Origin of the sequence: Bradyrhizobium yuanmingense (assembly GCF_900094575.1) — a bacterium.
Lineage (GTDB): Bacteria > Pseudomonadota > Alphaproteobacteria > Rhizobiales > Xanthobacteraceae > Bradyrhizobium > Bradyrhizobium yuanmingense.
Genome location: NZ_FMAE01000004.1, coordinates 775,525 through 799,141, shown reverse-complemented (window position 1 = coordinate 799,141; position 23,617 = coordinate 775,525). Strand labels below are relative to the sequence as shown.

At 63.5% G+C, this 23,617-nt stretch carries 36 protein-coding genes and 1 tRNA gene; 19 read left to right on the top strand and 18 right to left on the bottom strand.

Annotated elements, in window-relative coordinates; all coding sequences use genetic code 11:
* Window positions 1-26: 26 nt before the first annotated feature.
* The gene (locus tag GA0061099_RS41195; protein WP_167361660.1) at window positions 27-191 is read left to right on the top strand and encodes a hypothetical protein; all 165 of its coding nucleotides are present in this window, start codon (window positions 27-29) and stop codon (window positions 189-191) included.
* A gap of 97 nt (window positions 192-288) precedes the next feature.
* On the opposite strand, the gene GA0061099_RS17395 is transcribed toward GA0061099_RS41195, so the two are convergent.
* Window positions 289-573: a hypothetical protein gene (locus tag GA0061099_RS17395; protein ID WP_035999671.1), complete on the bottom strand. Its 285-nt coding sequence runs from the start codon at window positions 571-573 to the stop codon at window positions 289-291.
* 271 nt (window positions 574-844) lie between these two features.
* Here GA0061099_RS17395 and GA0061099_RS17390 point away from each other — a divergent pair, with 271 nt between their 5' ends.
* A complete protein-coding gene (locus tag GA0061099_RS17390; protein ID WP_225187463.1) occupies window positions 845-1,087 on the top strand; it encodes a hypothetical protein in 243 nt (80 codons plus the stop codon).
* Window positions 1,088-1,303: 216 nt separating this feature from the next.
* Here GA0061099_RS17390 and GA0061099_RS17380 read toward each other — a convergent pair whose 3' ends face one another.
* The 3 genes from GA0061099_RS17380 to GA0061099_RS17375 form a co-directional block, all read right to left on the bottom strand.
* The gene (locus GA0061099_RS17380) at window positions 1,304-1,501 is read right to left on the bottom strand and encodes a hypothetical protein (RefSeq protein ID WP_035999739.1); all 198 of its coding nucleotides are present in this window, start codon (window positions 1,499-1,501) and stop codon (window positions 1,304-1,306) included.
* 485 nt (window positions 1,502-1,986) lie between these two features.
* On the bottom strand, window positions 1,987-2,121 hold the full coding sequence (locus GA0061099_RS42755) for a hypothetical protein (RefSeq protein WP_260347228.1): 135 nt from the start codon (window positions 2,119-2,121) through the stop codon (window positions 1,987-1,989).
* Window positions 2,122-2,530: 409 nt separating this feature from the next.
* Window positions 2,531-2,827 (bottom strand): HU family DNA-binding protein, encoded by a 297-nt coding sequence (locus tag GA0061099_RS17375; protein ID WP_008558895.1) that lies wholly within the window; start codon window positions 2,825-2,827, stop codon window positions 2,531-2,533.
* 272 nt (window positions 2,828-3,099) lie between these two features.
* Between GA0061099_RS17375 and GA0061099_RS17370 the strand changes: the two genes are divergently transcribed.
* Window positions 3,100-3,591 carry a hypothetical protein gene (locus GA0061099_RS17370; protein WP_036022980.1) on the top strand — a complete coding sequence of 164 codons (492 nt, stop codon included), beginning with the start codon at window positions 3,100-3,102 and terminating at the stop codon, window positions 3,589-3,591.
* Window positions 3,592-3,714: 123 nt separating this feature from the next.
* A complete protein-coding gene (locus tag GA0061099_RS17365) occupies window positions 3,715-4,017 on the top strand; it encodes a hypothetical protein (protein WP_036022979.1) in 303 nt (100 codons plus the stop codon).
* Between the two features lie 70 nt (window positions 4,018-4,087).
* Here GA0061099_RS17365 and GA0061099_RS17360 read toward each other — a convergent pair whose 3' ends face one another.
* From GA0061099_RS17360 to GA0061099_RS17350, 3 genes are all read right to left on the bottom strand, one after another.
* Window positions 4,088-4,294: a hypothetical protein gene (locus GA0061099_RS17360; protein WP_036022978.1), complete on the bottom strand. Its 207-nt coding sequence runs from the start codon at window positions 4,292-4,294 to the stop codon at window positions 4,088-4,090.
* A 734-nt stretch (window positions 4,295-5,028) separates the two neighbouring features.
* A complete protein-coding gene (locus GA0061099_RS17355) occupies window positions 5,029-5,235 on the bottom strand; it encodes a DUF2934 domain-containing protein (RefSeq protein ID WP_050995879.1) in 207 nt (68 codons plus the stop codon).
* Between the two features lie 136 nt (window positions 5,236-5,371).
* Window positions 5,372-5,941, bottom strand: a complete 570-nt coding sequence (locus tag GA0061099_RS17350) for a DUF1236 domain-containing protein (RefSeq protein ID WP_050995878.1) — start codon at window positions 5,939-5,941, stop codon at window positions 5,372-5,374.
* Between the two features lie 138 nt (window positions 5,942-6,079).
* On the opposite strand from GA0061099_RS17350, the gene GA0061099_RS17345 reads away from it, so the two are divergent.
* Window positions 6,080-6,340 carry a hypothetical protein gene (locus GA0061099_RS17345; protein ID WP_036022977.1) on the top strand — a complete coding sequence of 87 codons (261 nt, stop codon included), beginning with the start codon at window positions 6,080-6,082 and terminating at the stop codon, window positions 6,338-6,340.
* 111 nt (window positions 6,341-6,451) lie between these two features.
* Here the strand turns inward: GA0061099_RS17345 and GA0061099_RS17340 are convergent, their stop codons facing one another.
* Together GA0061099_RS17340 and GA0061099_RS17335 are read right to left on the bottom strand one after the other, a co-directional pair.
* A complete protein-coding gene (locus tag GA0061099_RS17340; RefSeq protein WP_036022976.1) occupies window positions 6,452-6,679 on the bottom strand; it encodes a hypothetical protein in 228 nt (75 codons plus the stop codon).
* A complete protein-coding gene (locus GA0061099_RS17335) occupies window positions 6,673-6,906 on the bottom strand; it encodes a hypothetical protein (RefSeq protein WP_036022975.1) in 234 nt (77 codons plus the stop codon). Before GA0061099_RS17335 ends, GA0061099_RS17340 begins: the two co-directional genes overlap by 7 nt.
* A gap of 98 nt (window positions 6,907-7,004) precedes the next feature.
* Here GA0061099_RS17335 and GA0061099_RS17330 point away from each other — a divergent pair, with 98 nt between their 5' ends.
* Window positions 7,005-7,196: a DUF3072 domain-containing protein gene (locus tag GA0061099_RS17330; protein ID WP_035999694.1), complete on the top strand. Its 192-nt coding sequence runs from the start codon at window positions 7,005-7,007 to the stop codon at window positions 7,194-7,196.
* A gap of 58 nt (window positions 7,197-7,254) precedes the next feature.
* Entirely contained in the window at window positions 7,255-7,407 is a 153-nt protein-coding gene (locus GA0061099_RS41190) for a hypothetical protein (RefSeq protein WP_156447126.1), read from the top strand.
* An 81-nt stretch (window positions 7,408-7,488) separates the two neighbouring features.
* Here GA0061099_RS41190 and GA0061099_RS17325 read toward each other — a convergent pair whose 3' ends face one another.
* Together GA0061099_RS17325 and GA0061099_RS17320 are read right to left on the bottom strand one after the other, a co-directional pair.
* Window positions 7,489-7,752 carry a hypothetical protein gene (locus GA0061099_RS17325; RefSeq protein WP_036022974.1) on the bottom strand — a complete coding sequence of 88 codons (264 nt, stop codon included), beginning with the start codon at window positions 7,750-7,752 and terminating at the stop codon, window positions 7,489-7,491.
* A complete protein-coding gene (locus tag GA0061099_RS17320; protein WP_035999700.1) occupies window positions 7,752-7,952 on the bottom strand; it encodes a hypothetical protein in 201 nt (66 codons plus the stop codon). The genes GA0061099_RS17325 and GA0061099_RS17320 overlap by 1 nt, the downstream gene beginning before the upstream one ends.
* A gap of 321 nt (window positions 7,953-8,273) precedes the next feature.
* Between GA0061099_RS17320 and GA0061099_RS17315 the strand changes: the two genes are divergently transcribed.
* From GA0061099_RS17315 to GA0061099_RS17295, 5 genes are all read left to right on the top strand, one after another.
* Window positions 8,274-9,905, top strand: coding sequence for a tannase/feruloyl esterase family alpha/beta hydrolase (locus GA0061099_RS17315; RefSeq protein WP_085972051.1), 1,632 nt, complete (start codon window positions 8,274-8,276; stop codon window positions 9,903-9,905).
* A 196-nt stretch (window positions 9,906-10,101) separates the two neighbouring features.
* Window positions 10,102-10,761: an NAD-dependent epimerase/dehydratase family protein gene (locus GA0061099_RS17310; protein ID WP_036022972.1), complete on the top strand. Its 660-nt coding sequence runs from the start codon at window positions 10,102-10,104 to the stop codon at window positions 10,759-10,761.
* 157 nt (window positions 10,762-10,918) lie between these two features.
* Window positions 10,919-11,464, top strand: a complete 546-nt coding sequence (locus GA0061099_RS17305; protein WP_036022971.1) for a hypothetical protein — start codon at window positions 10,919-10,921, stop codon at window positions 11,462-11,464.
* Between the two features lie 707 nt (window positions 11,465-12,171).
* Window positions 12,172-12,624 carry a VOC family protein gene (locus tag GA0061099_RS17300; RefSeq protein WP_035703627.1) on the top strand — a complete coding sequence of 151 codons (453 nt, stop codon included), beginning with the start codon at window positions 12,172-12,174 and terminating at the stop codon, window positions 12,622-12,624.
* Between the two features lie 376 nt (window positions 12,625-13,000).
* Window positions 13,001-13,639 carry a glutathione S-transferase family protein gene (locus GA0061099_RS17295; RefSeq protein WP_036022970.1) on the top strand — a complete coding sequence of 213 codons (639 nt, stop codon included), beginning with the start codon at window positions 13,001-13,003 and terminating at the stop codon, window positions 13,637-13,639.
* 127 nt (window positions 13,640-13,766) lie between these two features.
* Here GA0061099_RS17295 and GA0061099_RS40065 read toward each other — a convergent pair whose 3' ends face one another.
* The 3 genes from GA0061099_RS40065 to GA0061099_RS17285 are packed head-to-tail and all read right to left on the bottom strand — an operon-like array spanning window position 13,767 to window position 14,491.
* Window positions 13,767-13,934, bottom strand: coding sequence for a hypothetical protein (locus tag GA0061099_RS40065; protein WP_036022969.1), 168 nt, complete (start codon window positions 13,932-13,934; stop codon window positions 13,767-13,769).
* Window positions 13,935-13,939: 5 nt separating this feature from the next.
* Window positions 13,940-14,188: a hypothetical protein gene (locus tag GA0061099_RS17290; protein WP_036022985.1), complete on the bottom strand. Its 249-nt coding sequence runs from the start codon at window positions 14,186-14,188 to the stop codon at window positions 13,940-13,942.
* 48 nt (window positions 14,189-14,236) lie between these two features.
* A complete protein-coding gene (locus tag GA0061099_RS17285) occupies window positions 14,237-14,491 on the bottom strand; it encodes a PilZ domain-containing protein (protein ID WP_036022968.1) in 255 nt (84 codons plus the stop codon).
* A gap of 225 nt (window positions 14,492-14,716) precedes the next feature.
* On the opposite strand from GA0061099_RS17285, the gene GA0061099_RS17280 reads away from it, so the two are divergent.
* Window positions 14,717-14,791: transfer RNA gene (locus GA0061099_RS17280), tRNA-Glu, on the top strand.
* 606 nt (window positions 14,792-15,397) lie between these two features.
* On the opposite strand, the gene GA0061099_RS17275 is transcribed toward GA0061099_RS17280, so the two are convergent.
* Window positions 15,398-15,892 carry a hypothetical protein gene (locus GA0061099_RS17275; RefSeq protein WP_141697622.1) on the bottom strand — a complete coding sequence of 165 codons (495 nt, stop codon included), beginning with the start codon at window positions 15,890-15,892 and terminating at the stop codon, window positions 15,398-15,400.
* A gap of 156 nt (window positions 15,893-16,048) precedes the next feature.
* Here GA0061099_RS17275 and GA0061099_RS17270 point away from each other — a divergent pair, with 156 nt between their 5' ends.
* From GA0061099_RS17270 to GA0061099_RS17245, 6 genes are all read left to right on the top strand, one after another.
* Window positions 16,049-16,666: a hypothetical protein gene (locus tag GA0061099_RS17270; RefSeq protein ID WP_225156221.1), complete on the top strand. Its 618-nt coding sequence runs from the start codon at window positions 16,049-16,051 to the stop codon at window positions 16,664-16,666.
* 149 nt (window positions 16,667-16,815) lie between these two features.
* Window positions 16,816-17,442, top strand: coding sequence for a pilus assembly protein PilZ (locus tag GA0061099_RS17265; protein WP_036022965.1), 627 nt, complete (start codon window positions 16,816-16,818; stop codon window positions 17,440-17,442).
* Window positions 17,443-17,539: 97 nt separating this feature from the next.
* A complete protein-coding gene (locus GA0061099_RS41185; RefSeq protein ID WP_036022964.1) occupies window positions 17,540-17,782 on the top strand; it encodes a hypothetical protein in 243 nt (80 codons plus the stop codon).
* A 295-nt stretch (window positions 17,783-18,077) separates the two neighbouring features.
* Window positions 18,078-19,118, top strand: a complete 1,041-nt coding sequence (locus GA0061099_RS17255) for a PrsW family glutamic-type intramembrane protease (protein WP_036022963.1) — start codon at window positions 18,078-18,080, stop codon at window positions 19,116-19,118.
* Between the two features lie 70 nt (window positions 19,119-19,188).
* A complete protein-coding gene (locus tag GA0061099_RS17250) occupies window positions 19,189-19,767 on the top strand; it encodes an HdeD family acid-resistance protein (protein ID WP_036022962.1) in 579 nt (192 codons plus the stop codon).
* Between the two features lie 235 nt (window positions 19,768-20,002).
* Entirely contained in the window at window positions 20,003-21,088 is a 1,086-nt protein-coding gene (locus tag GA0061099_RS17245) for a 3-deoxy-7-phosphoheptulonate synthase (RefSeq protein ID WP_036022961.1), read from the top strand.
* Between the two features lie 62 nt (window positions 21,089-21,150).
* Here GA0061099_RS17245 and GA0061099_RS17240 read toward each other — a convergent pair whose 3' ends face one another.
* The 3 genes from GA0061099_RS17240 to epmA all read right to left on the bottom strand — a co-directional run bounded on the left by GA0061099_RS17240 (window position 21,151) and on the right by epmA (window position 23,617).
* Entirely contained in the window at window positions 21,151-21,405 is a 255-nt protein-coding gene (locus tag GA0061099_RS17240) for a hypothetical protein (RefSeq protein WP_035999808.1), read from the bottom strand.
* A 68-nt stretch (window positions 21,406-21,473) separates the two neighbouring features.
* The gene (locus tag GA0061099_RS17235) at window positions 21,474-22,568 is read right to left on the bottom strand and encodes a lysine-2,3-aminomutase-like protein (RefSeq protein ID WP_036022960.1); all 1,095 of its coding nucleotides are present in this window, start codon (window positions 22,566-22,568) and stop codon (window positions 21,474-21,476) included.
* On the bottom strand, window positions 22,565-23,617 hold the full coding sequence (gene epmA / locus GA0061099_RS17230; RefSeq protein WP_036022959.1) for an EF-P lysine aminoacylase EpmA: 1,053 nt from the start codon (window positions 23,615-23,617) through the stop codon (window positions 22,565-22,567). The genes GA0061099_RS17235 and epmA overlap by 4 nt, the downstream gene beginning before the upstream one ends.

The window sequence follows — 23,617 nt, the reverse complement described above, 5'->3', positions numbered from 1 at the left end:
ATACTCAGGTGTAGAGGGGATTTGACATGACCGAAGACGAACAACGCAAAGAGCGCGAACGCGAAGAAATCGCCGCCCGTGTCGCCGCCTTCCGTGCCACGCAGGAAAAGTTCAAGCGCGAGCGCGAGGAATATTTCGTGGCGACGCTGGAGAATGCCCGCAAGGTCGAGCGGCCCTCGCTCTGGCCGTAGGCATCATCGCGTCGGCAAGCGCGAAATGGGCGAGTAAACAAGACCTGCGAATGAAAAAAGCCCGGAGCACCGCTCCGGGCTTTTCGCTATTCGCCGACTACCAATGACGGTAGTGGTGGTGACGGTAGTACGGCCCGCCGTAATAGGCGTACGGACCCGGTCCGTAATAGGCGGGACCGTCGTGGTAGCGGTAGCGGGGACCGTAATAGCCATACGGCTGGGACGCTGCGACCGCGCCCGCGGTGATTGCGCCGGCGGCGAGGCCGAACGCGAGGCCCGGGCCGATGCCGCCGCGGCCACGCGCCTCAGCCGGCGCGGGCGCCGCGACCGCGGTCACACCGACCGCCGCGATGGTGGCCAGAACTGCAAGTGTCTTCTTCATGCTTGTCCTCCTTCGCGTGTCGCCGAGACAACGGCGAGCGCCTGCGATGGTTGCCGCATGGATGGAACCAGCCCGCAGGCGAGAAATGTCGATGAAGCGGGAACGAAACGGCGAGACGGGGGTTAGCCTCTCAAGTGCGGGAGCCTCCGCCATCCGGGTCGAGGCGACAGCACGAAGACCCCGTCAGCATCTCCGCGGTGCTGGCGGGGTTTTCAGTTTCATGGGAGCAGATGGCAGCAGACCATGACGGTTGCCAGCGGGGACGACAATCATGGAGGAGAGTTTGCCCTTATCCGCTTTGCTGGCCCGTATCCGCAAATTGGTTCCAAAATCCGAGGATGAACATTACGACGAGATCGTCCGCAGCTTCGGTGTCGGCACGCTGCGCCCGCCGCCGACGCCGATGAGCGACCGCGAGCTGGCGCAGGCCATCGCCGAGTTCCTCAAGGAGCAGCCGTCGAGCGAATCCGTCGCGACCCTCGGCCGCCGGCTCGACCCGACCACCCGGCTCTGAGTTTCTTCGCAGGAGTATGGAACCAGGAATGCGCGCGGACGTTGAGTCCGTTCCCTGCTGAGCGGAGAGAAAGAGATATGCCCGCCTGGCTCGAAGTCTTGCTCAACCTGTCCGGCTATGCCGGCTTCGTGGCGCTCGCCTCGCGCGGCGCCGGATCCCCGCAGGCGCGGGCCGATGACCGCCGTTGCGGCGACGAGCGTCAATTGGCGCGCGGCGTTAGTTGGCGCGCGCGGCTTGGCCTGCCGTGCGGACCAGCCGGTCGGCCTTGACCGCAACGCGCGTGTCCTCAGCCTGCGGCCGCAGCGAGAAGCTGATCACAACGAAAGCAAGGCAGAACAGCGTGCCGACGACGGCGACGCGCCGGTAGGTGTGCCGGTCGCCTTGGAAAAAGGACGGAGTTGAAAAAGGCATCATGGCAAATTGCTGCTTGGGCAAATCGTTTTCGGCAAAGGCGTTTCTTGCTTGTCTTTGCCGAACACCTACCCCAAGCCGCAGCAAGCGCAACGCGATTGGGCTTTTAACCTAACCGAATAGGGTTATCGGCATCCGCATAAGCTATCGTTAGCCAGACGCATCCGGCACCATCGCGGCGAGAGCGCGCAAGAACGCCCGGCTTTGTTCCAGCTTCGACTCCGTTTCGTTCGCGAAGAACGAATCGGAGTCGCAAGAATGCGCGGAGAGCAAATCCTAACGATCGATGAAGCGCGCACGCTCACACCGTCGACGCGGCAGGACCCTTCTTCGATGAGTGTCTTCTGCAACAAGTCTCTTCTGCAACAAGACTCTTCATCGAGAAAACTTCGAGAAGACTCTTCGCCGGCAAGCAGCGCGGCGAGAGACCAAGCGCGAACCCTTGGAGCGGATCGCGCTTGCGCGTTGCCGCGTGGCGTCGACAAAGGTCAGGCCGCCCGCTTCGGCTTCTCCTTCGAGAAGCATTCGAGGATCTGGATGCGCAGCTCCTCCGCCGCAGGGCCCTCGACCTTTCTGAGCTCGTTCCAGAGCCTGATCACTTCGCGCTGTTTTTCGACGGTCATGAGCAACCTCCAACGGTCCATCAAGGCGCCTCACTAGAACAAAATGAGAACAAAAAGTCCAGCCCCGGACGTAAAGTTTTGGTGGGGGCGGCGTTGAACCTTTTCGGCGCGGCAAGCACCTATGGAAGCTGGGGATTTCAGCGCCCAGTTACACGGCAGCGCCGCCTGACGAACATACTCCGTCGTGGCGGCGCTGTTGCTTTTTGCGATTTCAACTTTAGGTTAAAGCCATGGCTGTCGGCCAGGCGCTGAAATCCCAACGCCGTCAGCCAGAAAAGCCTCGCGCGAAAGCGCGGGGCTTTTTCTTGTGAAGCGGATGAGGATGGTGACGGAACGAGGCTCGCCGTTCCGGCCGTTGATTGCTGCGCCGGCGCGTCAATGAGCCCACCGCACCGACATCGCCGGCACGTCAGACGGCGTCCTTGGCCACCTTCAGCGGCGAGGCCTTGACCGACTTGCTGGCGGGCTTCGCTGCAAACTGCATCGGCTCCTTGGTGAAGGGATTGATGCCCATGCGGGCTTCGGTCGCCGGCTTGTTCACGACCGACATCTTCACGAAGCCGGGAATGACGAACTCGCCGGACTCGTTGAGCTCCTTGTAGCCGACCGTCGCCATGTACTCGATCACCGACTTCACGTCGTTCTTCGAAAGCTGCGTGCCCTCGGCAATTGCATCGATCAATTGGGTCTTCGTCATCTTCGCCATGGTCTGAATTCCTTTGAATGGGTGCGCGGAGCAATTCTGCTGCTGGGGACGCGGCCGGACCCGCGAGTGCGCGCTGCTGATTCATGCCAGAAGTCATGAAGCGATCGGGCTTAGACCCTATCGAGGCCAAAAACGCAAGCACGGGCTCCGCGAGGTTCCCGACTTCCTGTGCAAGACGTTGCAGGACCTGCAATTTTAGGACCTGCAATTTCTCGAGCCTGACACAGCGCCGCGGCTGCTATAAGCCAGGAAGGGTATCTGATGGGGTTCTGATGAAGGTCGCTATCGTCATCGCAGGTTTGATCGTGGTCGCCGTCGCAGCCCTCGTCGCGATCCAGCCTAGCTTCTTGAAGCCCGCGTCCTTCGCCCTCGTGAAAAAGTCCGACATGTTCGGCTTCTCGCCCGGGATGTCATTCGAGGAGGCCAACAAGCTCGTCGCGCGACGCCACTATCTCTGCCGGCCGAGCCGAGGTCCGTACACGCTGGCGTGCGACATCAACGGCGCCAAGGTCGCCGTCGACGGCGACGAGACCGATCCCAGGCATCCGATCTGGCGCGTCAATGCGACGCTGAACAATCCGGGATCGCAGGAAGCTGCCGTCAAATCCATCTCCGACCAGTTCAACGCCTCGGCCATCAAGGACCGGGAAGGCTGGATCTGGATCGTCGGCCGCGGTTTCAAGCTGAGCTATGACGGGGCCAGCTTGACTCTCGTCGACGAGGCCGCCGAGGCCAGGCTGCGCAAGGAGGACGCCAAGCGCTAGATCGCATCGCGCTTTGGCGTCACCTCGTCGTGAAACTTGTGGCTCAGCGATCCGTCGTTGACGCTTCAGTAACCTAACGCGACCAAGCTTCTGTCAGGTTGGTTGCGTTGGAGTATCCTCAAAGTGCTGGATTTTAACGAGCTGCGTGAACTCGCGGCAGATGTTCGTGTTTTTGTCGATGTCGCCGAAGACAAGGCCGAGGCGCTCAGAGCCGTGATCGCGGCCTACGATGTGGTGCTGGCGATCTTCCCCGTCGATGACGGCATGGGCCTCCACGTCATCAAGGGCAAGGGGATCCTGGACCAGATCGCGACGTCGCGCACACACGCGATGTACAGCCACACGGCGATCGCGGTTCCGGATCTCGCCCACGCCGAAGCGCTCAAGTTCCTGACGGCGCCGGTCGAACAGCGGATTGCGGCCTGAGCATCGTTCAGCCGCTCCGCTCGCGTAGAGCGGCGCGGCGACATGAGCAGTCTTGTCCGGACGCGCGGGCTCAAGCGGTTCGCCGCTTCCGTCGCAGGCCGATGCGCGTGCCCGGCAGATTGATGCCAAGCTCGATCGCGCGCGACCTGATCGATGCAATGGGCCGCTTGAGCTTCACGATCATCAGCGTCAGGCTCTTGCCGGTTTCACACATGGATCGAAGCAGCCGGTCGTCGTCTTCGGACCAGCGTTCGTGGTTGTAAGTGCGGGCAGCCATGGACGTTTGCCTCTGAGGCCAATGAGGCGGGACCTGAGCAGGGAATGTCAAAGGACCCAGCTTCGCCTTTTTCTGAGCGCGGCGGCTGGGTGTCAGTTGAAGGGCGGCTTGTTACGCTGCCGCCTGACGCAGAGATAGTTTTGCGGCGTCGATATTCAACCGACTTACGGATTTGTAATGGCCCGGGGCGAGCGCATCCACGTTGCAGCGACGCGGCGCACTTTCGTTTGAACTTTCTTGCCGCTCGCGCGTCTTACAGTTGAAGCGTCCCTAAGCTTCACCTCGACAGAGAACCCCGCTTCCTCAAGGGCGGGGTTTTCGCTTTTGGCGCTGCATCAGCTCGCCCGGGATTTCAAGCGCTCTTTGCCGTTGACCCGGCGGCCGTCCGGCCGCACTTTTTGCGACGGGCAGGGTTTTGAGGAGCCGTGATGCCGAAAACCCTTGTGGAATTCAGAGCGCAGAACCTTCGTTTGCTCGAGCGGCTTTGTCCCGACGACCCGCGATACATCGCGGCCTGGCTGAAGCAGTTCGACGAGCAGAACGGGATCACACCAAGAGCTGGTCCGAAGTCCGGCAAGAGCCGTGCGGCTGCCTCGCCACGAAGAAAGACTGCGTCGCCCGCACGCACGAGGTCAGCCCCCTCCTCCGTCTCACCCCGCTAGTCCGCGGTGACGACAACGCGCGTGCTTATGGCTTGCATGCGCGCGCGTGTCACGACCGAGCGGCCGCAAGCTTCAGGCGGCGCGGCGCTTCTTTCGCGCACCTGCCGGCTTCGCCTTCGGCTTTTCGGCGCCGACTTTCGAGACGCGCGCGACAAGCGAGGCGGAAAGAACCTCGCGCTGGGCTTCGAGCCAATGCCTCTCGGCGTGGCCGTCCGCCCCACCGCTCTCCATCCAAATCTGGTATGCGCGCTCGCGGATCGCTTGTTCCAGGTCTGACATCGATGTCCCTCCAATTCGGAGCGGCATCCTGGGCGCGGTCGGTTAACAAGCTCTCAAGCGACCAACGTTCCCCGAGCCGGAACATCGCAACGAGCCAGCTCGTTGCGGGCCCTGACGTCTTCACGAAACGCGGACGTCATCGCACGTCGGCAATGATCGCAGCGACGCGGCGGGAATGATGATCGACGATCACGAGGGACTTCCCAGCGATCAGGTACTGATCTCCCCAGAACCCGTTGAGGATCTGCGTCACCTCCGGCGGCAGGTCCGCCGTCTCGGTCTGCCGCGGGACCGAGGTGCCGATCATCATCTCGAAATTCGGCCGATCCATTGCGGGGCCTTGCGATGTCGAAAGGACTGAGCGCAGCTGCTCGCGTTGTTGCGCGGAGAGGTTTGCCGGCTGGCTACTCTCCTTGATCTGGCGAGCGCGAGCGCCGCTCGAATCCTCATTTGCAGCGGGATCTTGTTTGGCAGCGGTGCTGACTGCGTCGCGTTGTGTTGGAACTCCCGTGCCGACCGTGGTCGCGGGCGCGCTGTTGTCCGCGCCGGTCGAGGGGCGTCCAACGTAGTCGGTCACGCCGAACATTTGGGGAGCCGCAAACCACAGCCCGAAGCCCACAAAGAGGATTGCAGCGACCGCCGATCCCCACATCATCAGCTTGCGTGTGCCTTCTCGCTCTGCGTCCTGAGGAAGATCCTTGACCATCGTGAGATGCCTCCAGTTGCTTCGGGCCAACCCGGGCCTTGCTCCTCCGTTCCTACAGCTTCAGCGAGGGCTCTGAATGGAGCACGTCCTTGAAATTGGAACGTTGCGTCCGCACCGGCGTAGCGACAGCAACCGCAATTGCGCAACGGCCGGCTGAAGGGCGGTGAGTCAATCGCCCGCCTCGCGCCGCGAACGCTCGCGCTCGAACCAAGTCAGGCAGAAGCAATGCAGAGCAACTCGGAAACCAGGCTGCAGTCGATCCCGGCGGATGCCTCGGCCGAACGCAGGCCACACCCTGCCGGTCCGCACGCCACGCCGGAGCTGACCGACACGGAGAAGACACCCGGTTGCGGCGTTTTGCCTGAACCGGATGATCCGAACATCAGTCCCACGGGCTAATCGGCACGACGCTCTGCGGCCACGTCGATCCGGCGACGGAGTGCGCATGGCTGCAGCCCAACTTGCATCGACGGCTCCGCCCGACGTCAGCAGCAGAGACCGCAGCGCCAGTCACGGAACGTCCGCGGCCTTCCGGTTATCCCCGATCGAAACCGGCTTGTTGAGGAAATACTCGCGATTGCCTGTCGCCGCTTCCGCGTATTGGTCGATGGCGACGATGATGGCTTGGACGTGGGCATAGCACCACCCTTCCCGCGTCGCGCGTCGGCGAACGTCCTCGAGCGCGGTCAGGAAGGGCGACAGGTCTCGCTCGTCGTCGAACCACCGCCTGCTCACCATGTCCTCCCGCCGAGCACCCTGCCCTTGGTCTGGCGCGGCTCTGCCGCCTTCAGCGCGTCGCGTTGCGCGCACAGGCTCTCGACCTTCGCCTCCATCCGCGACAGCAGCGCTTCGGCCGAGGCCGTCCCGATCCCCGCCCGCTGCAGCTGGAGGATCTCCTTCCTCTGCCTGCCCATCTGGATGCGCATCCGTTCGATCTCCCGCCTGAGAAAGTCCAGGTCCGGCATTGTTCCGCCTCGCGAATTCGAGATATGGCCCATGAGAACAAAAACGGAACGAAGAGTCGAGTCCGACGTTCTACGGAAAACGGAATAGGAGATGTGCGATGGCCGACAACACCCGGAAGGACCCGAAGGATTGGGTTTCCGGCGACGATCCGATGACGGGAGCCCAGGAATCCTATCTCAAGACCCTCGCCGAGCAGGCGCACCAGGACCTGCCCGAGGACGAGCTGACCAAGGCCGAGGCCTCGGAGCTGATCGACAAGATGCGGCAAAAGGCCGGGCTGGACGAGTGAGCCGTCCGATTGCGGGAACCCGGCTCCGTGCGTATGCAAACGAAATTGGGAATCGAAAATGTCTTATTTCGTTTGCGCCCGCGACGGAGCGGGCCAGATCATCTTGAAGAGAGACACAAGGGAAGCGGCCGAGAAGAAAGCCGCCGAGCTCCGCGACATGGGCTATTTCGAAGTCGAGATCGTCGCCAAGGGTGACGAGGAGACGGCGTGAGAGATTGGGCGCGGGCGGCGGAGTTGGCCGCGCATGATCAAAGCAACCCTCGCAATCTTTCCATCATTTGAAGCCAGCGCCTCATGCTTCCCTCAGCACCTTGATGACGCTGAGAATGACGAAAGCACCCAGGCCGTAGGTCAGTGCATTTACGACCCAGGAAATGGCGATGCCGACGAAGGTCGGTCCTCCGACCGCTCCCCAGAAAAAATACGCTGCGCTGATGCCGGGCCACTCCAGCCAAAGAAACGCGAAGTCGGTCAGCGGCTCCAGCACAAGGAGCACCGTCGAGATGAGCGCCCCGATGGCCAAGGCGATGACGAGATGCGTTCTCAGCCAGGGCATCAAAGACCCAGCAGACCGGCGATGACGGGAATGAGGAAGAAGGCGGCGATCCCGAGCAGCCCGCCAACGACAAAGCGCGCCGCGCGGCCGTGAATCTTCGTATCTAGCCACGCACAGATCGCCACCACAGCCTGTCGCAGCCAGCCACCCACGAGGGTTCTGACGAGATCGAACAGGAGTTCTGCAACGAATGCGGCCATGGCGTTTGGTCGGCGTGGCCTCTGGCGGGGTTCAAGTGCGCGGGATGACCATGTCCAATCGGCAACAGCGCGAGAGTGAGAAACTTTAAGGGCCGGTAGACCGACGAACTACCGTTACAAGCTCGCGATGATCGAGCATCCGCTCGTCCTACTCGATCGACTTCATCGGCAAGGGCGAACGGCGAGAGCGATTGAAAGCCTGCATCGCTGGACTGCACCTCCCGAATAACACAAGATAGTCAGTGTCAGTGCAGCAGATCGCCTGGCGGCCAGCGTGAGTTAAGTGCACCGCAAAAAATCAGAAAGCGGCAGGGAAGAACGATGCAGGGAAAAAGAAATCTGGCGCTTAATGATGCGATGGCTGGCCTGGGTCTAGTCGCGGCCATCATGGTCGTTGCGATCTCGCCGGCAAGCGCCGACAATTCGGCCAACATACCGCCCGCGCTCAAATGCGCTGACCTGACCGGCTGGAAGATGCCGGGTTCGACGGCAACAATCACCAAGGCCGAAGTAGTGCCGGAGGCGCCGCCGGGGACCGTGCAGCCGTCACCGCCGGCGCCGGCCACAGTATCGGTGGCGCTGCCGCCGAACTGCCGCGCGGACGGCGTGATCGATCAGCGCGTCGGCGTCGAGGGCAAGTCCTACGCGATCGGCTTTGCCGTTGCCCTGCCCGATCGCTGGAACGGCCGGTTCTTGTTTCAGGGCGGCGGCGGTTTGAACGGCTCGATCCGGCCACCGCTGGGTTACCACGCGGCCGGCGAGGTGCCGGCGCTGGCGCGCGGCTTTGCCGTGGTCTCGACCGATAGCGGTCATCAGGGCGCGGTGTTCGATGCCTCGTTCCTGAAGGACCAGGAAGCCGCGCTCAACTTCGCCCATGCATCCGTCGGCAAGGTGACCATGGCCGCCAAGGCGATCGTCGCGCATTACTATGGCCAGCCCGCAAAGCGCTCCTATTTCACGGGGTGCTCGACCGGGGGCCGCGAAGGCATGCTGGCGTCGGCGCGCTATCCCGAGCAATTCGACGGCATCGTCGCCGGCGCGCCTGCGCTGCGCACCGGCAATTCCAATATCGGTCTCGCCTGGGCCAACGCCGCCTTCAGCCAGATCGCACCGAAAGATGCGTCCGGCAAGCCGGAGCCCGCCAAGACGTTTTCCGCGGCCGAGCGAAAGCTGATCACCAACGCGATCCTCGATGCCTGCGACGCCAAGGACGGCGTCAAGGATGGCCTGATCTTCGACGGCAAGGCCTGTCAATTCGATCCCGCGGTCCTCACCTGCAAGGGCGACAAGACGGATGACAAGACGGATTCTTGCCTGGCGCCGCCGCAGGTCGATGCCTTGAAGAAAGCTTTTGCCGGACCGAAGAATTCACGCGGCACGCAAGTCTATCCGCCGTTCCCATGGGACAGCGGCGTGGCAGCCGAAGGCGTTGCCATTCCCGGCATCCTGACCACAGGCGCGCGCAGTCCGGTCGGACCGCCTGTTTGGGAAAACATCAACGTCGATCAACTCGAAGGCCGGGTCAACGCGAGCGGGATGGATCGCCTCACCAACACCGCCTACTGGACCAACCTTTCGAGCTACTTCGGCCATGGTGGCAAGCTGCTGTTTTACCACGGAGTGAGCGATCCCTGGTTTTCGGCGAACGACACCGTGAATTACTACGAGCGCATGGCGGCGGATTCCGGCGGCATGGAATTGGTGCGGGAGAAATCGAGCCGGGCCTTCCTGGTGCCCGGCATGGGTCACTGCTCGAGCGGCGCCGCGCTCGATCGTTTCGATCTCCTCAGCGCAGTCGTGGACTGGGTGGAAGACGGCAAGGCGCCCGATCTGGTGGTCGCGACGGGGCCAGCCTTTCCCAGCCGCAGCCGGCCGCTTTGCGCCTATCCGCAACATGCGCGGTACAAGGGGCAAGGCGATCCCGAGAGCGCGGCGAGTTTTGAGTGCAAGTAGAACTTGCGAACTTGCACTAAACTTGGCGCGTAGGATCGGTAGAGCGAAGCGAAACCCATCGAGGGCTTTGTCGTGTGACGAAACGCGTTTCGCAAATGCTCTACCTGTCCTGCGAGCTAACCGAGGTTGCATTGGGCCTCCTGATCTGCATTCAACAACTTGGCCTTTGGGCTCACGACGCAGAACGGTGGCTTGAATGAAAACCGCACTTGTCTTCGGCGCCACCGGCTTCATCGGCTCGCATTTGCTGCGCGACCTGTTGGACAGTCCCGATTATTCGCGCGTTGTGGCGGTGGCCCGCAAGCCGCTGGCGGTGAGCGATCCGAAGCTCACGGTGCTGATCGGCGATCGCGCGTCCCTGCCCGCACTTAAATCCCAATTGGTTGCGGACGAGATCTTCATCGCGCTGGGGACGACACGCAACCACACCCCTGACGAGGCCGAGTACTACAAGATCGATCATGATTATCCGGTGGTAGCGGCCGAGATCGCTAGGGCGAACGGCGCGCGGTCGGTGTTTCTGGTCACGGCCGTTGGCGCCAACTCCGGCTCCGGCGTGTTCTATCTCAGGACCAAGGGCGAAGTTGAACGGGACATTCTCTCGCTCGATTTCGAGCACACGCATATTTTCCGCCCGTCGATGATCCTCGGCGCGCGCGACGAGGACCGCCCGCGTGAACGCCTCATCATCGCGATATGGGGCGTGCTCAATCCGCTGCTCGTTGGCCCGGCCGAGCGGTATCGCGGGCTCGCCGGCAACGACATCGCGCACGCCATCGCCAAAGCCGCGAGGCATCAAACCGAGAAGGTGCGTATCTATCATTGTAAAGAGATGGCGGCACTGCTTCGAACGTGATGCAGTGCGTAGGATGGGTAGAGCGAAGCGAGACCCGTCGACGGCCTTGTCGTGTGACGAAACTCCCCTACCCACCGCTCCCGAGCAACAACCGTCGAACGACAACCAGCCGAAGGCGGAAGTGGCGTAAGACTGCAGCCCGCTGGTATAACTGGGGATGCCTATATCGAAGCTCGAAGCCGCCCAGCGCCAGCTAGATTGCGCAATCCGGCTCTTCATCAACGGCGAAGAGCTGTTGGCCGTTCATGCCTTATCACGAGCAGCTTTTCGTGTGCTCTACGACATCTACCCGTCCTATAGGGACGATGGCTTCTCGACCGACCTCGGTAAGTTTATCGAGGTTGGCGGCTGGAAGCGGTTTAACGACGCTGCAAACTTCCTGAAGCATACCGATCGAGATCCCACGGCGCAGGGCGAGGTAAGCGAGCCCGACACGCAGATGGGCATCGGTTTCGGTATCGTGCTCCATCACCGACTGACCGGAACACATACTCCCGAGATGAAGGCCTTCGATGCCTGGATGAAAGCCCTGCATCCAGACGAGTTCAAGGTCCCGCCGGATCCGGACCCGGATATCGAGAAGCTGAGCCGCGACGCGATTGAGGTCGTTAAAGCCGCACCGAGAAACGTGCAGCTTCGGCTGGCTAAAGCGCTACTGACGGTTATGAAAGAGAACCCCGACTGGCCTAAGCTGAAGGCGTGAACCTACCGCCGCCTACTTGTGCATGATGACGGTCAGGATGTTGACGCCCACCTGGACCAAGAATTTCCAGTTGCGGGCAACGAAACGTCGGACTTTCGAAAGGGTCTTCACAGGCAAGCTCCATCGTGGCGAGAACCGATATCTCGCGGGATTGACAGGGCGCCTGGGTGGAGCGAGAACCTCAGTTGTTCAGGCGGAGAGTCCTTCGGGATCTCCACCCCAGGCGTCAGGCGATTCACCTCGCCTGGCGCCATTTTAATGTTTTCGGATTCGGTACGAAGCCGGGCCTATACGGATGCCGGTCACGTCCCGGTGAGACAGCGCAAACTCACGGCCAACCAATATCACTGGGTTCGCGTGCGCGCGTAGCTGCGTCTGAGTTATCCGGGATATTCGTGCTGTCCACAGCTAAGGGAATGCGGTGGTTATCCCCACTCATTCTCGACCACTCTCTTGACAGTTACCGAACGCCCCGCCTTCGGCGCCATGCCTACCCCCGCCCGGGGGCTCAAGAGGGGTGCGGCCACAGTCAGGGGCTCGACTAACTACCGCCTCCAAACTCTGCAATAGCGCCATGAACAAAGCGAGTTTTACCCGCACGTCACCGGCACGTATGGCAGTGCCCCCGCTGCATTTTCCTGCTATTTCCTACCCCCGCCGTCCCGGCCCAAGACAAAATCCTCCGTCCGTTCCAGGGAGCAACAACCATGCGATACCTCCACACCATGCTGCGCGTGCGCAATCTCGATGTCGCGCTGAAGTTCTATGTTGATGCTTTCGGCTTGAAGGAGGTGCGACGGATCGAGAACGACAAGGGGCGGTTCACGCTGGTGTTCCTGTGCTCGGCGGACGATCTCGAGGCCTTGAAGAAGCAGCCGCCGACGCGCGGGGCGCCGCTGGTCGAGCTCACTTACAATTGGGACGAGGAGAAGTATGGCGAGGACCGCTTCTTCGGCCATCTCGCCTACGAAGTCGACGACATCTACGCCACCTGCGAGAAGCTGATGAAGGCGGGCGTCACCATCAACCGTCCGCCGCGAGACGGCAACATGGCCTTCGTCCGCTCGCCGGACCTGCACTCGATCGAGCTGCTGCAGAAGGGCGATCCGAAGCCGCCGCAGGAGCCGTGGGCGTCGATGCCGAACACCGGCCATTGGTAACGGCGTCGGCCGGAACAAGGCCCCTCGCCCGGCGTTCTCCTTTCACGAAACCGATTGGAGGAGGATGCGATGGCGAGAGGGCTGTTGCTTTGGATGCTTGGTGTGCCGATCCCGGTGATCATTCTGTTGTGGCTGTTCTTCGGCCGCTGAGCGTCAGTTTGAACTTTGCAAGGAAAGCTCCGCCGCGTGCGGAGCTTTTTGCATGACGGACGCGATGCAATCGCGCATCGCTCGGCGCGCCGAATTCCGCTATCACCCGCAGCAAGGTGGATCTGTAGCCCGGATGGAGCGCAAGCGTAATCCGGGACTGTCAGCCCTGGATTGCGCTTCGCTCCATCCAGGCTACGACACCGAACAATGCCGCGGGAGACGCTTCATGGCCGATACCAAGCTGACGATCTGGGGCCGCGCCAATTCGGTCAATGTGCAGAAGGTGCTGTGGTGCTGCACCGAGCTGAGCCTGGCTTACGAGCGCATCGATGCCGGCATGCAATACGGCAAGACGCGCGAGGCCGATTATCTGGCGATGAATCCCAACGCGCGGATCCCGACGCTGGTCGAGGGCGACTTCGTGCTGTGGGAGTCCAACTCGATCATGCGCTATCTGTGCCTCGCGCATGGCCGCGGCACGCCGCTCTATCCCGAGGCGCCGAGACAGCGCGCCTCGGTCGACCGCTGGCTCGACTGGACGCTGTCGACGGTGCAGCCGGTCGACCGCCCGGTGTTCTGGGGCATCGTGCGCACCGCGCCCGCCGAGCGCGACATGATCCAGGTGCAGCGCGATGCCGATGCCGCCGCCGAGGTCTGGGCCATCGCCGACCGCCTGCTCGCCACGCGCCGCTTCATCGAGGGCGATGCGTTCACGCTCGCCGACATCGCGGTCGGATCCTATGCGCGGCGCTGGCTCGGGGTCGAAGGCATCAGCCGGCCGGCACAGCCGCACCTCACCCGCTGGCTCGCCGAGCTCGGCAAGCGGCCCGGATTTGCGCAATTCGTCGCACCGCCGATGTCGTGAGCCCCTCGCGCGGGTTAAGGTGCGGCGATCGCGCGGGAATCGGCGTTCCGGCGCGCTTCCCGCGGCATCACCGCCGCGCTTGACGGCTACTGTGCATGGGGTTGTTTTCGCGGTTTTGTTTCAGGCTTTAGCGCCAGCCGCGCTCGACCAGCAGCACGACGACGATCAGCACCAGAGTCACGGCAGCCGTGGCGAGCCGCGCGGTCCAGCTGAGGCCGCGGCCGACCCACCAGAGCAGCGCGCAATACATCAGCACGGGGACGATGATGTCGAGCCGCACCAGATCCGCGGGCATGGTCTTCAGCGCCGGATGCCGGCGTCGACGCTGGTCGAGCCGCCGAGCTTGACGCAGGTCCCGGTGCCCTCGGCCATCACGAAGCCCGGGCCGTAGGCGGCGCAGGCGCCTGCCCGCGCCTTGCCGGCCGTGCTGCCTTGTAGCGGCAGCGCCTTGGCGGCCTGCGGTGGCTCGGCAGGCGGCAGGCGCAGGCTCTCAGCCGCGGTCGCGGACGTGGCCAGCAAGGAGAGCAGGATGAGAAGCAGCGTGCGCATCGCCGCCTTGTAGCCCGGACCAGACCCGCGCGCCATCGGCGGCCGCGGCTAGAGGAACTTGACGCCGGCCGACTTGCCGCGGCGCCAGACCACCTGGCAGCTCCGCCCGGTGCGCGCATCGCGTGCAAAGGCCATCCGGATCACGCCGGGAAGCTGGCTTGCGTCCTCGTCGAGGGTGATCTTGGCGCCCGAATCCGAGATGTCCTGGACCAGGCAGTGCCGCGCGGCAAAGCCGCCGTCCAGCGTGATCCAGGCGTGCTGCGACAGCAGCTTGCGGGCTGCGCGCTTCTTCGGCGTTGGCATCGGCAAAATCTCCCCGTCCAGCGCTACGCAGGGAACGCTAACAAACCGTTGAAATCGCCTCGGAATGATCCCGCCCCCCGGGGCTATCCACCGGGCCCGAAAGACCGTTCCCGAACGGCTTGCCCGGGAGCGCAAAGGCCACTATACGTTCGCCCGCTGCAAGCCGCCGGGCCCTGTTCGGCCGGCCAGCGGCCGTGCCGGGACAATCGGCAGGGCCCTGCGTTTGCTCCCTTCGTCTATCGGTTAGGACGCCACCCTTTCACGGTGGAGAGAGCGGTTCGATTCCGCTAGGGAGCGCCAGCAAAATCAATCACTCAAAGATCCACTCTGCCGCCGTGTCCAATGTGTGGCCAATAAACCCGTGCGAACACCCATGGACGTGGGGCTCGATCGCCGCCCCGCTTCGCGAGCGTGAACCGGCGGGCCATCGTGCTTACCGCCTGAGCCCGGGGCGGTGCGTCATCAGCCGCGGCCGGTCGCGCCTCCTGTGCAACCTGCGGTCGCCGCGAGGCAAGCCGCCGGCATCGCTCATTTATTTTTCGAAGCAGCCAGCGGCTACCCTGTTGCCGATTGAGTAGCAATCAGGAGGATTGGGCTTTGTGACCACGTGCTGGGGCGTTTCAACTCGTGGGCTCGACCACCCCCAAAGCACAGCAAGCAGGGCCAGACCCCCGAGGATCGCGAGCGCAACCATTTCAGGCGTGACGAGAGCGGGGCGCCGACAGAGCCCCTGGGGTGCAATCTGCTTCAACGAACACAACTCTGAACTGTAATAATCTAAACTGTAATAAAAATATCATATGTTAATTCCGGTTCCATTGCAAATGGCCGGTTGTTCCACGCGGAAATGCCCGAAACGAACGGCCCGCCAGCGTGAACCGGCGGGCCCTGCTCAATGGCGCTTCATTAGTCGCGCTCCGCCAGGATGCGGTTGATCTCGGCCGTCACGATCAGCTGGTGCTCAGGCGTGAGCTGGGCATACCTCGCCAAAAGGGCTCGCTCATCCCTCTGGTGCCCTCGGCGTTCGTCGATCATCCTCTTGAGGCCCCTTAGATCGCCGTCGAGTATCCAGTCGACGTTGATCCCGTGCTTCCGGCAGTAGTCGCACAGCTCGGCGCCGACCTTCGGAGCTCGTTCCAATCCCCATTCGATCGCGAGCCACAACAGGCGCCGGTTGTTGTTCTGCGCTGACGACGCGCCGTCGGCGTCGAGCCGCCCCCAACGGTGTCCGGAGGCGTAGCCGCCGACGCTTGGCGGCGTTGCGGCGCCGCGTGATGCCAGCGCGGGTGATGGGCTTCTCCTTTGCCACTGCGCGCGGATCTTCCTGAGCTTCGTTTGTGCCTTGTCGATGTCTATTTTTACGGAGGTGGACGGCCATGGACCTATTCTCATCTCTTTCACGATGGAGTGAGCGGTTCGATTCCGCTAGGGAGCGCCAGAGGCGCAAGCCGCCGCGGCAGCATGAACCTCCTCGCCCCTCGTCTCCGACCAATGTCAGGTCGAAACCGGTCGAGGCCCATGCCGCAGCTCAAAGCCGACATTGCAGACGCATCGCAGATGCCGGCGCTTCCCACATGGCTGCGCCACCCGCGCCAGCATGCGCCGGACCGGCGCGCCAAGATGCTGGCGCACATGGCCCACCTCCAATCACTGCCGGAGCGCCAAGCGGCGTTGACGCCGCCCTCGCCGGAGCGGTCAGGCCAGGCCGTCGCTGACATTCTCGGCGATGCCTTCGGCTACATCGTGCTGTTCGGTGTCATCGCCCTGCTCTTCCATTCGCGCGTTCCGCTCTACCTCGGTGCCTTTCTCTTCCTGACCGATGGCGAGCGCATCGAAAGCGCGCTGGCAAGCATCGGTATCCGCCTCGAGCCCGAAATGATCGGCCAAGACCTCGTCAAGCGCTTTGTATTCTGGTTCGGATGGTTCGCGTTGCTCGGCCCCCTGAAAGCCTCGGTTCCCGCCTGGCTCGCGTCTTGGCTGCCTCCGACCCAGTCATGGTCTTCCCTGGCCGGCATTGCCATTCTGCTCGCCCTCGTCGAAGCATTGACCGGGCTCGCGCTGCGGCGCGCATTGCCGCGCCTGCGATGGGAGATCCGTCCGAACGGACTGATATGGACGATGATCCAGTTCGCCTTTGCCGCATTGGCTATCCTGGTGCTGTTCGGACCTCGCTAGCCGTCGCTTATGCCGCGCTTCCCGCTGCTCTGCCGACCCGCGCCATTTACCGAAAATTCACCCCAGCTATTAGGCAGCAGTATCATTTGCTTAGAATTTGCTCGCTACCGTGGAACTACGGCAATCACCCGAACCCCCGGTCAGCGCTCATGTCCGTCGCAGACTTCCTGAGGCAGCGAGCAGTGGATGTTACGGTCAGCGGCAGCTACTCGCTGCCCCGCTGGTACGATTGCGAAGGCAAGCTGCGCAGCTTCGCCTGCCGCACCAAGCGCGTCTCGCCGTTCCGGATGATCGTGGACGTGCCCGTGGTCGGCAAGGTCGGCGAGCGCTTGACCTCCTACTTCGAGGATTTCGGCGAATTCCAGGGCACCATCAGCGCGACGCTGAAGGCGGGCTTCCTGATGGAGCTCGAGATGACGCGGGCGCGGCGCGCCTGGATGTCGGAAAAGCTGACCTGGCTCGAGAAGAAGCAGAAGGATGTCAATGTTCGGGACCTGCGGCGTGACGCGCGTTTCGTTCCGCAAGTCTCGCACACCGTGCTGACCCTCGCGGACGGCAGCTGCCATCCGTGCTTCATCATCGACGTCTCGACGGCCGGCGTCGCGGTGTCCTCCGAGTATGATCCGGTGGTCGGAACCCCGCTTGCGGTCGGCGCCTGTGTCGGGCGGGTGATCCGCAAGTTCGAGCACGGCTTTGCGGTCAAATTCGCCGAAAAGCTGGACCGTGACGACCTCGTCCGCCTGATCGTCCGCGCGCCCTTGCTGAAGTCGGCCTGAATTCGCCGCCCTATAGCGGCCCCAATGCCGGATCAGCTTTTGCAGGTCTGTGCCTCGGGCCGGACGTCATTTTGCAGACTTGCGATCGGGGGACCGAATGGCAGTCGACAAGATCACTTGGGACAGGGTCGGCCGGGTCACCGAGCCCGGACGCTACATGTACACGTTCGGTTGGCTCACCATCACCGCCGGCGATCTCGAAATCTGGAAACGATACCCGCGCGCCGCGTTCACGCTGCTGGCGCAGCGTTCCGGGTCACATGAGTCCGCCGGCGAGGAATTCCATCTCGGCGCCTTCGACGTCGCACCCGACGCGCCGCCCGCGATCACGACGCACTGACTAGACTAAGGCCAGCAGCCGGCACGCTGCGCAGATGCGCCAAGAATCGAGGAATCCCGCGCATTTCCTTGAGCTCGCTTGCAAATCTCGATCCGCAGCGCACCGGGCAATCGTTGCGGTGACTGGCGAGCTTCTGCCATCATGCGATTGATTGCGCTCGTATTCTACTCCCCACAATGAGCCCGGATGAACGGCAGCAGTCGCGCGCCTTCAGGGAGCCGACAGCCGGCGCATGACACATGGTCGCATCGGAGAACGTAGATAAGCGGATCAAGGGAACTTATTTTCGGCGCCAATGTACCTGATCGAAGCGCTCCCCACCGTCATCGGAACTGCCGCTATCGCCCCGGCGCTGCTGTTGCTCTGGCTCGTCATCGCTGCCGAGGAACGCCCGGGGCCGCCGGCCCAGGTCTGGACCGCATTCCTGTTAGGGGCGGCGAGCATTTCGCTCCTGGGCCTCGCCCGCGCCCCCTTCGCCAAGATGATCGCCGCCCCCGACGATCCCTGGGCGGCGCTGGCGATGCATTCGATCTTCGGCGTCGCGCTGCCCGAGGAAGCCGTCAAGGTGCTCGCCATCGTGCTGGTCTCCTCGACCAAGCGACGCACCTTTGCCAATCCGATGGACACCGTGGTCTACGGCGCCGCGGTCGGCCTCGGCTTCGCCGCCTACGAGAATCTCGCCTACCTGGTCCAGCACGCCGACATGTGGCGCTCGCTTGCCGCGCTGCGCAGCGTCCTGACCGTGCCGTTCCACGGCGCGCTCGGCATCATCGCCGGCGCCTACCTGACCATCGCGCGCGCCGGCACGGCGCTTGGCGCAAACCGCCACCATCGCGATTGGGCCCGTCTTTCCAGCCGGCTGTTGATCTTCGGTGGCCCGCTCGCGCTTCATACGGCCTTCGACTTCCCGCTGCTGACGCTCCAGCGCATGCCCGATCTCGATCCGACACTCCGCATGTGGTTGGGCGCTGCGAGCCTGTTGATCGGCTTCGGCTCGATCGCCTTCGCCATCCGCCTGGTCCGGCGCGTCGCGCGCCACCACGCGCCGCGAACCGATGTCGCGCGCGAGCGGCTCAGCCAGCTGCGCCGGATGTGGGCGCTGCTGCTCGCCGGCGGCGGCATCGGGTTCGTCGGGCTCGCCTTTGTCCTGACCTCGATCCATCACTGGCTGATCAACCCCGAGCGCAACCTGACGCTGGCGCTGATTCCGATCGGTTTCGTCTCGATCCTGCTCGGCCTTGCGCTTCTGATTGTCACATCGGCGATCTACATTCTCGGCCGCAACCGCATTCGCACCAACGCGGAAGGCTTTTCGTCGGCGCCCGGCGGCACTTGATCCAACGCATGGCGAACGCGCGACAGGCCCACTAGATTGGGACGCAATCCTCTCGTTCCGGAGCCAGACGATGACATCGCCCGAGGAATTTGCCCGCCTCCAATCCGAGATGAACCAGACGGTCAAGGCGCACTGGAAGGCTTTTCTGTTCGAAGGGATCCTGCTTGCCGTCCTCGGCATTGCCGCGCTCGTCCTGCCGCCGCTCGCCAGCCTTGCGACTGCGATCTTCCTCGGCTGGATGTTCCTGATCGGCGGCATCGGCGGACTGATCGCGACCTATTGGGCGCGCAGCACGCCGGGCTTCTGGTGGTCGCTGATCTCGGCTGCGCTCGCTGTGCTCACCGGCCTGCTGCTGCTGGCCCGGCCGATGCAGGCCGTGCTGACGCTGACCATCGTGCTCGGCGCCTATTTCCTCGCCGAGGGCGTCGCCACCATCATGTACGCGCTGGAGCACCGCCGTGAGCTCAGCGGCCGCTGGTCGTGGCTGCTGATCTCGGGCCTCGTCGACATCGCGATCTCGTTCATGGTGATCACGGGACTGCCGAGCTCGGCGGAGTGGGCCATTGGCGTCCTCGTCGGCATCAACCTGCTGTTCGGCGGCGCCACCCTGATCGGCATGGCGCTGGCGGCACGCAATGGCAACACCTGAGGCGCCTCGTCGCTCCACATTCTGATTGGGGGGTGACAAGGCGCCAGCGGCACGCTATATGGCCTTCCATGATCACCGTCGCCACCAGCTATTTTTGGTACTTTAGCTACGACAGCTCGCTGGCGGCGGGAGGATCGCGCTCAATCTGAAACATTGCAGCAAACGTCCGAACAGCCGCCAGACCCTGGCGGCTTTTTTGTTGGCCGGCAGGTTCTAAAACAGACAGGAGCCCGCCGTGCTGAGCACGACCGACGATCTTCGTATCCGCGAACTGAAAGAGCTGAGCACGCCGGAAGAGGTGATGCGGGAAGTCCCGCGCACGCTCACCGCGACGCGTGTGGTGATGGCCGCGCGCAACGCCATCCATGCCATCCTGAGCAATCAGGACGACCGCCTTCTGGTCGTCGTCGGCCCCTGCTCGGTGCATGATCCCAAGGCGGCGCTCGACTATGCCGAGCGGCTAGCAAAGCTTCGCGAGGATCTCGCCGATCAGCTCGAGCTCGTGATGCGGGTCTATTTTGAGAAGCCCCGCACCACGGTCGGGTGGAAGGGCCTCATCAACGATCCCGACCTCGACGGCAGCTTCGACATCAACAAGGGGCTGCGGCTCGCGCGCAACGTGCTCGCGGCGGTGAACAATCTCGGCCTGCCCGCCGGCACCGAGTTCCTCGACATGACCACGCCGCAATACATCGCCGACCTCGTCTCCTGGGCCGCGATCGGCGCGCGCACGACCGAGAGCCAGATCCATCGCGAGCTGGCTTCGGGCCTGTCCTGCCCGGTCGGCTTCAAGAACGGCACCGACGGCAATGTGCGGATCGCGGCCGATGCGGTGAAATCAGCCTCGCATCCCCATCATTTCATGGCCGTCACAAAGCTCGGCCGCTCGGCGATCGCCTCGACCGCCGGTAACGAGGACTGCCACATCATCCTGCGCGGCGGAGCTGAACCGAACTACGACGCGGCAAGCGTTGCGTCGGCCTGCAACGAATTGACCAAATCCGGCGTTGCCCCGCTGGTGATGGTCGATGCCAGCCATGCCAATTCGAGCAAGAAGCCGGAGAACCAGCCGCTGGTGATGGCCGATATCGCCCGTCAGATCTCGGGCGGCGAGAGCCGCATCATGGGCGTGATGATCGAGAGCAACCTCGTCGCCGGCCGGCAGGATGTCGTACCGGGCAAGCCGCTCACTTATGGGCAGAGCATCACGGACGGTTGCATTGACTGGGCAACGACGTCGAAGACGCTCGAGCAGCTCGCCGACGCGGTCGAAATCGGCCGCAACATCCGGCGCGCCGGACTGCACGAGCGATCAGCCTGACGGATGGCCGAGCTTGGGATGGCTCATTCCTCACCTCTCCCCGACGGGGAGAGGTGAAAGCCTCAGCAGCCGCGGCAGATGCTCTTGATCTTCTTGTCGAGCGCCTGGTTTTCCTTGCTGAGCGGATCGTTGGGATCGCTCAGATTCTTCTCGCTAGGCACATCGCTGGCACGCGGCTGGCGATGACCGACCGGCGCCGGCAACACCGACCCGGACGATGCGCCGCTTGAGGTCGATCCCTTGGAGCCGCCGGTCTGCGCAACAGCCGCGCCGCCAAGCAAGACCACGAGCGATACTGCCAGCATGATCTTCGTCATGTCCATTTCTCCATTCTCAAATCAGCGTCCAAGCCCAGCACTCAAGTCAGCGTCGATGCCATCGCCACTCATGCCTCGGGCGGATAGAGATGAACGTCGCCGCAATAGTCGACGATACGATAGCGCGTTTCTGATTCCGCTTCACTTGTCTCGTTTGCGGTATTTTTCACCGCCGACACGTAATTCGGACCCACCGGCGACTTGCCGGCACCGCCGGGAATGTCGATGACATAGTCCGGCTGACACAGGCCCGACACCCGCCCGCGCAACTGCCGCATCAAGGCCTGCCCCTCTGCCAACGTCGTGCGCAGATGCGCCGTTCCCGGGGCGAGATCGCCGTGGTGCAGATAATAGGGCTTGATCCGGCATTCGACGAAAGCTCGCATTAAATCCGAGAGAGCGGCGATGTCGTCATTGACGCCGCGCAAAAGCACGGACTGGCTCACCAGGGGAATTCCAGCATCGACGAGCCGCGCGCAGGCATCGCGCGCGGCCCTCGTCAGTTCGCGCGCGTGATTGGCGTGTACCGCGACCCAGGTGGCCGCGCCCGCAACCTTCAGGGCTGCAACCATCTCCGCGCTGACGCGCGCGGGTTCGGCCGCCGGGACACGGGTGTGGAGACGGATGATCTTGACGTGATCGATGGCCGCAAGATCGGCCATGATCTCGCTCATCCGCCGGGGCGACAGCATCAGAGGATCGCCGCCGGTCAGGATCACTTCCCAGATCTCGTCATGCGACCGGATGTAGTCGATCGCGGTGCGATAGGCGCTCTCCGACAGCGCATTCTCCTTGCCGGGCCCGACCATCTCGCGGCGGAAGCAGAAGCGGCAATAGACCGCGCAGACGTGCACGAGCTTGAACAACACCCGGTCGGGATAGCGGTGCACGATTCCCGCCACCGGCGAATGCGGGTGATCGCCGATCGGATCGGCATTCTCGCCCGGCTGCGCCTCGAGCTCGGCCGAAACAGGAACGAACTGCCGCGCGATGGGATCGTCGGGATCCGTCGCGTCGATCAGCCCGACCAGATCCGGCGTGATCGCCACAGCATAGCGCGCGGCGACGCGTTCGAGCGCCGGCAGCGCCGATGCGGGGACCAGGCCCTCGGCTACCAGCTCGGCAGGGTCGCGCAGAGTGCGTGCAAGGTTCGTCTTTGTCATCTCTCATCCGCAGGCGGTGTCCACACCACCTGATCAATTCGTGTGGCGCCGCTCGCCAGCATCACCAGCCGGTCGAAGCCGAGCGCGACACCGCTCGCCTCCGGCATTGCGGCGACCGCCGCCAGAAAATCCTCGTCGAGCGGATAGGCTTCGCCGTAGCGGCGCTGCTTCTCCGTCATGGATTCCGTGAAGCGTTTGCGCTGCTCCCCGGCATCGGTCAGCTCTCCAAAGCCGTTGGCGAGCTCGACGCCGCAGGCATAGACCTCGAAACGTTCGGCGACCCTCGGATCGTCCGTCTTCACCCGCGCCAGCGCCGCCTCTGGAGATGGGTATTCGAACAGGATGGTCAAACGCCCCTGCCCCAGATGTGGCTCGACGTGTTCGACCAGCACCTTGCTGAAGATGTCGGACCAGGTGTCATCCTCGGCGACACGGACCTTCCCGGCTGCCGCCTCGGCGAGCGCCGCACGGTTACCCTCGCCGCCCGAGATTGTCGACGACAGGTCGACGCCGGCGAACTGCGCGAAGGCGCCCTCGACCGTCAGGAGCTCCGGCTCGGCGAAGGGATCGGCGGTTCGGCCGCGGAAGGAGAAGGTCCCAATCCCGGTCGCCTGCGCCGCCCGGGCGATCACGACGACGCAATCGGCCATGATGGCATCATAGGGCGCTCCCGCCCGGTACCATTCCAGCATGGTGAACTCGGGCAGATGCAGGTCGCCGCGCTCGCGGTCCCGGAACACCCGTGCGAACTCGAAAATCCGCGTCTCGCCCGCCGCCAGCAGTTTCTTGCAGGCGAACTCGGGCGAGGTGCGCAGGTATCGGCTGGCCCGGCTGCCGTCGGGCCGCATGATCTCGGTCCTGGGGGCGTGCAGATGGGTCTCGTTGCCCGGAGAGACCTGGAGAACGGAGGTTTCGACCTCCACAAACCCCTGTTCGGCGAAAAAACCCCGCAAAGCTCCGGTCACGGCGGCCCTGGCCTGGAGGAACGGCCGTCGGTCGAGGTGGCGCGCGGGCGACCAGGACGGCGACATCGGCTTGTCCCCAGCCAT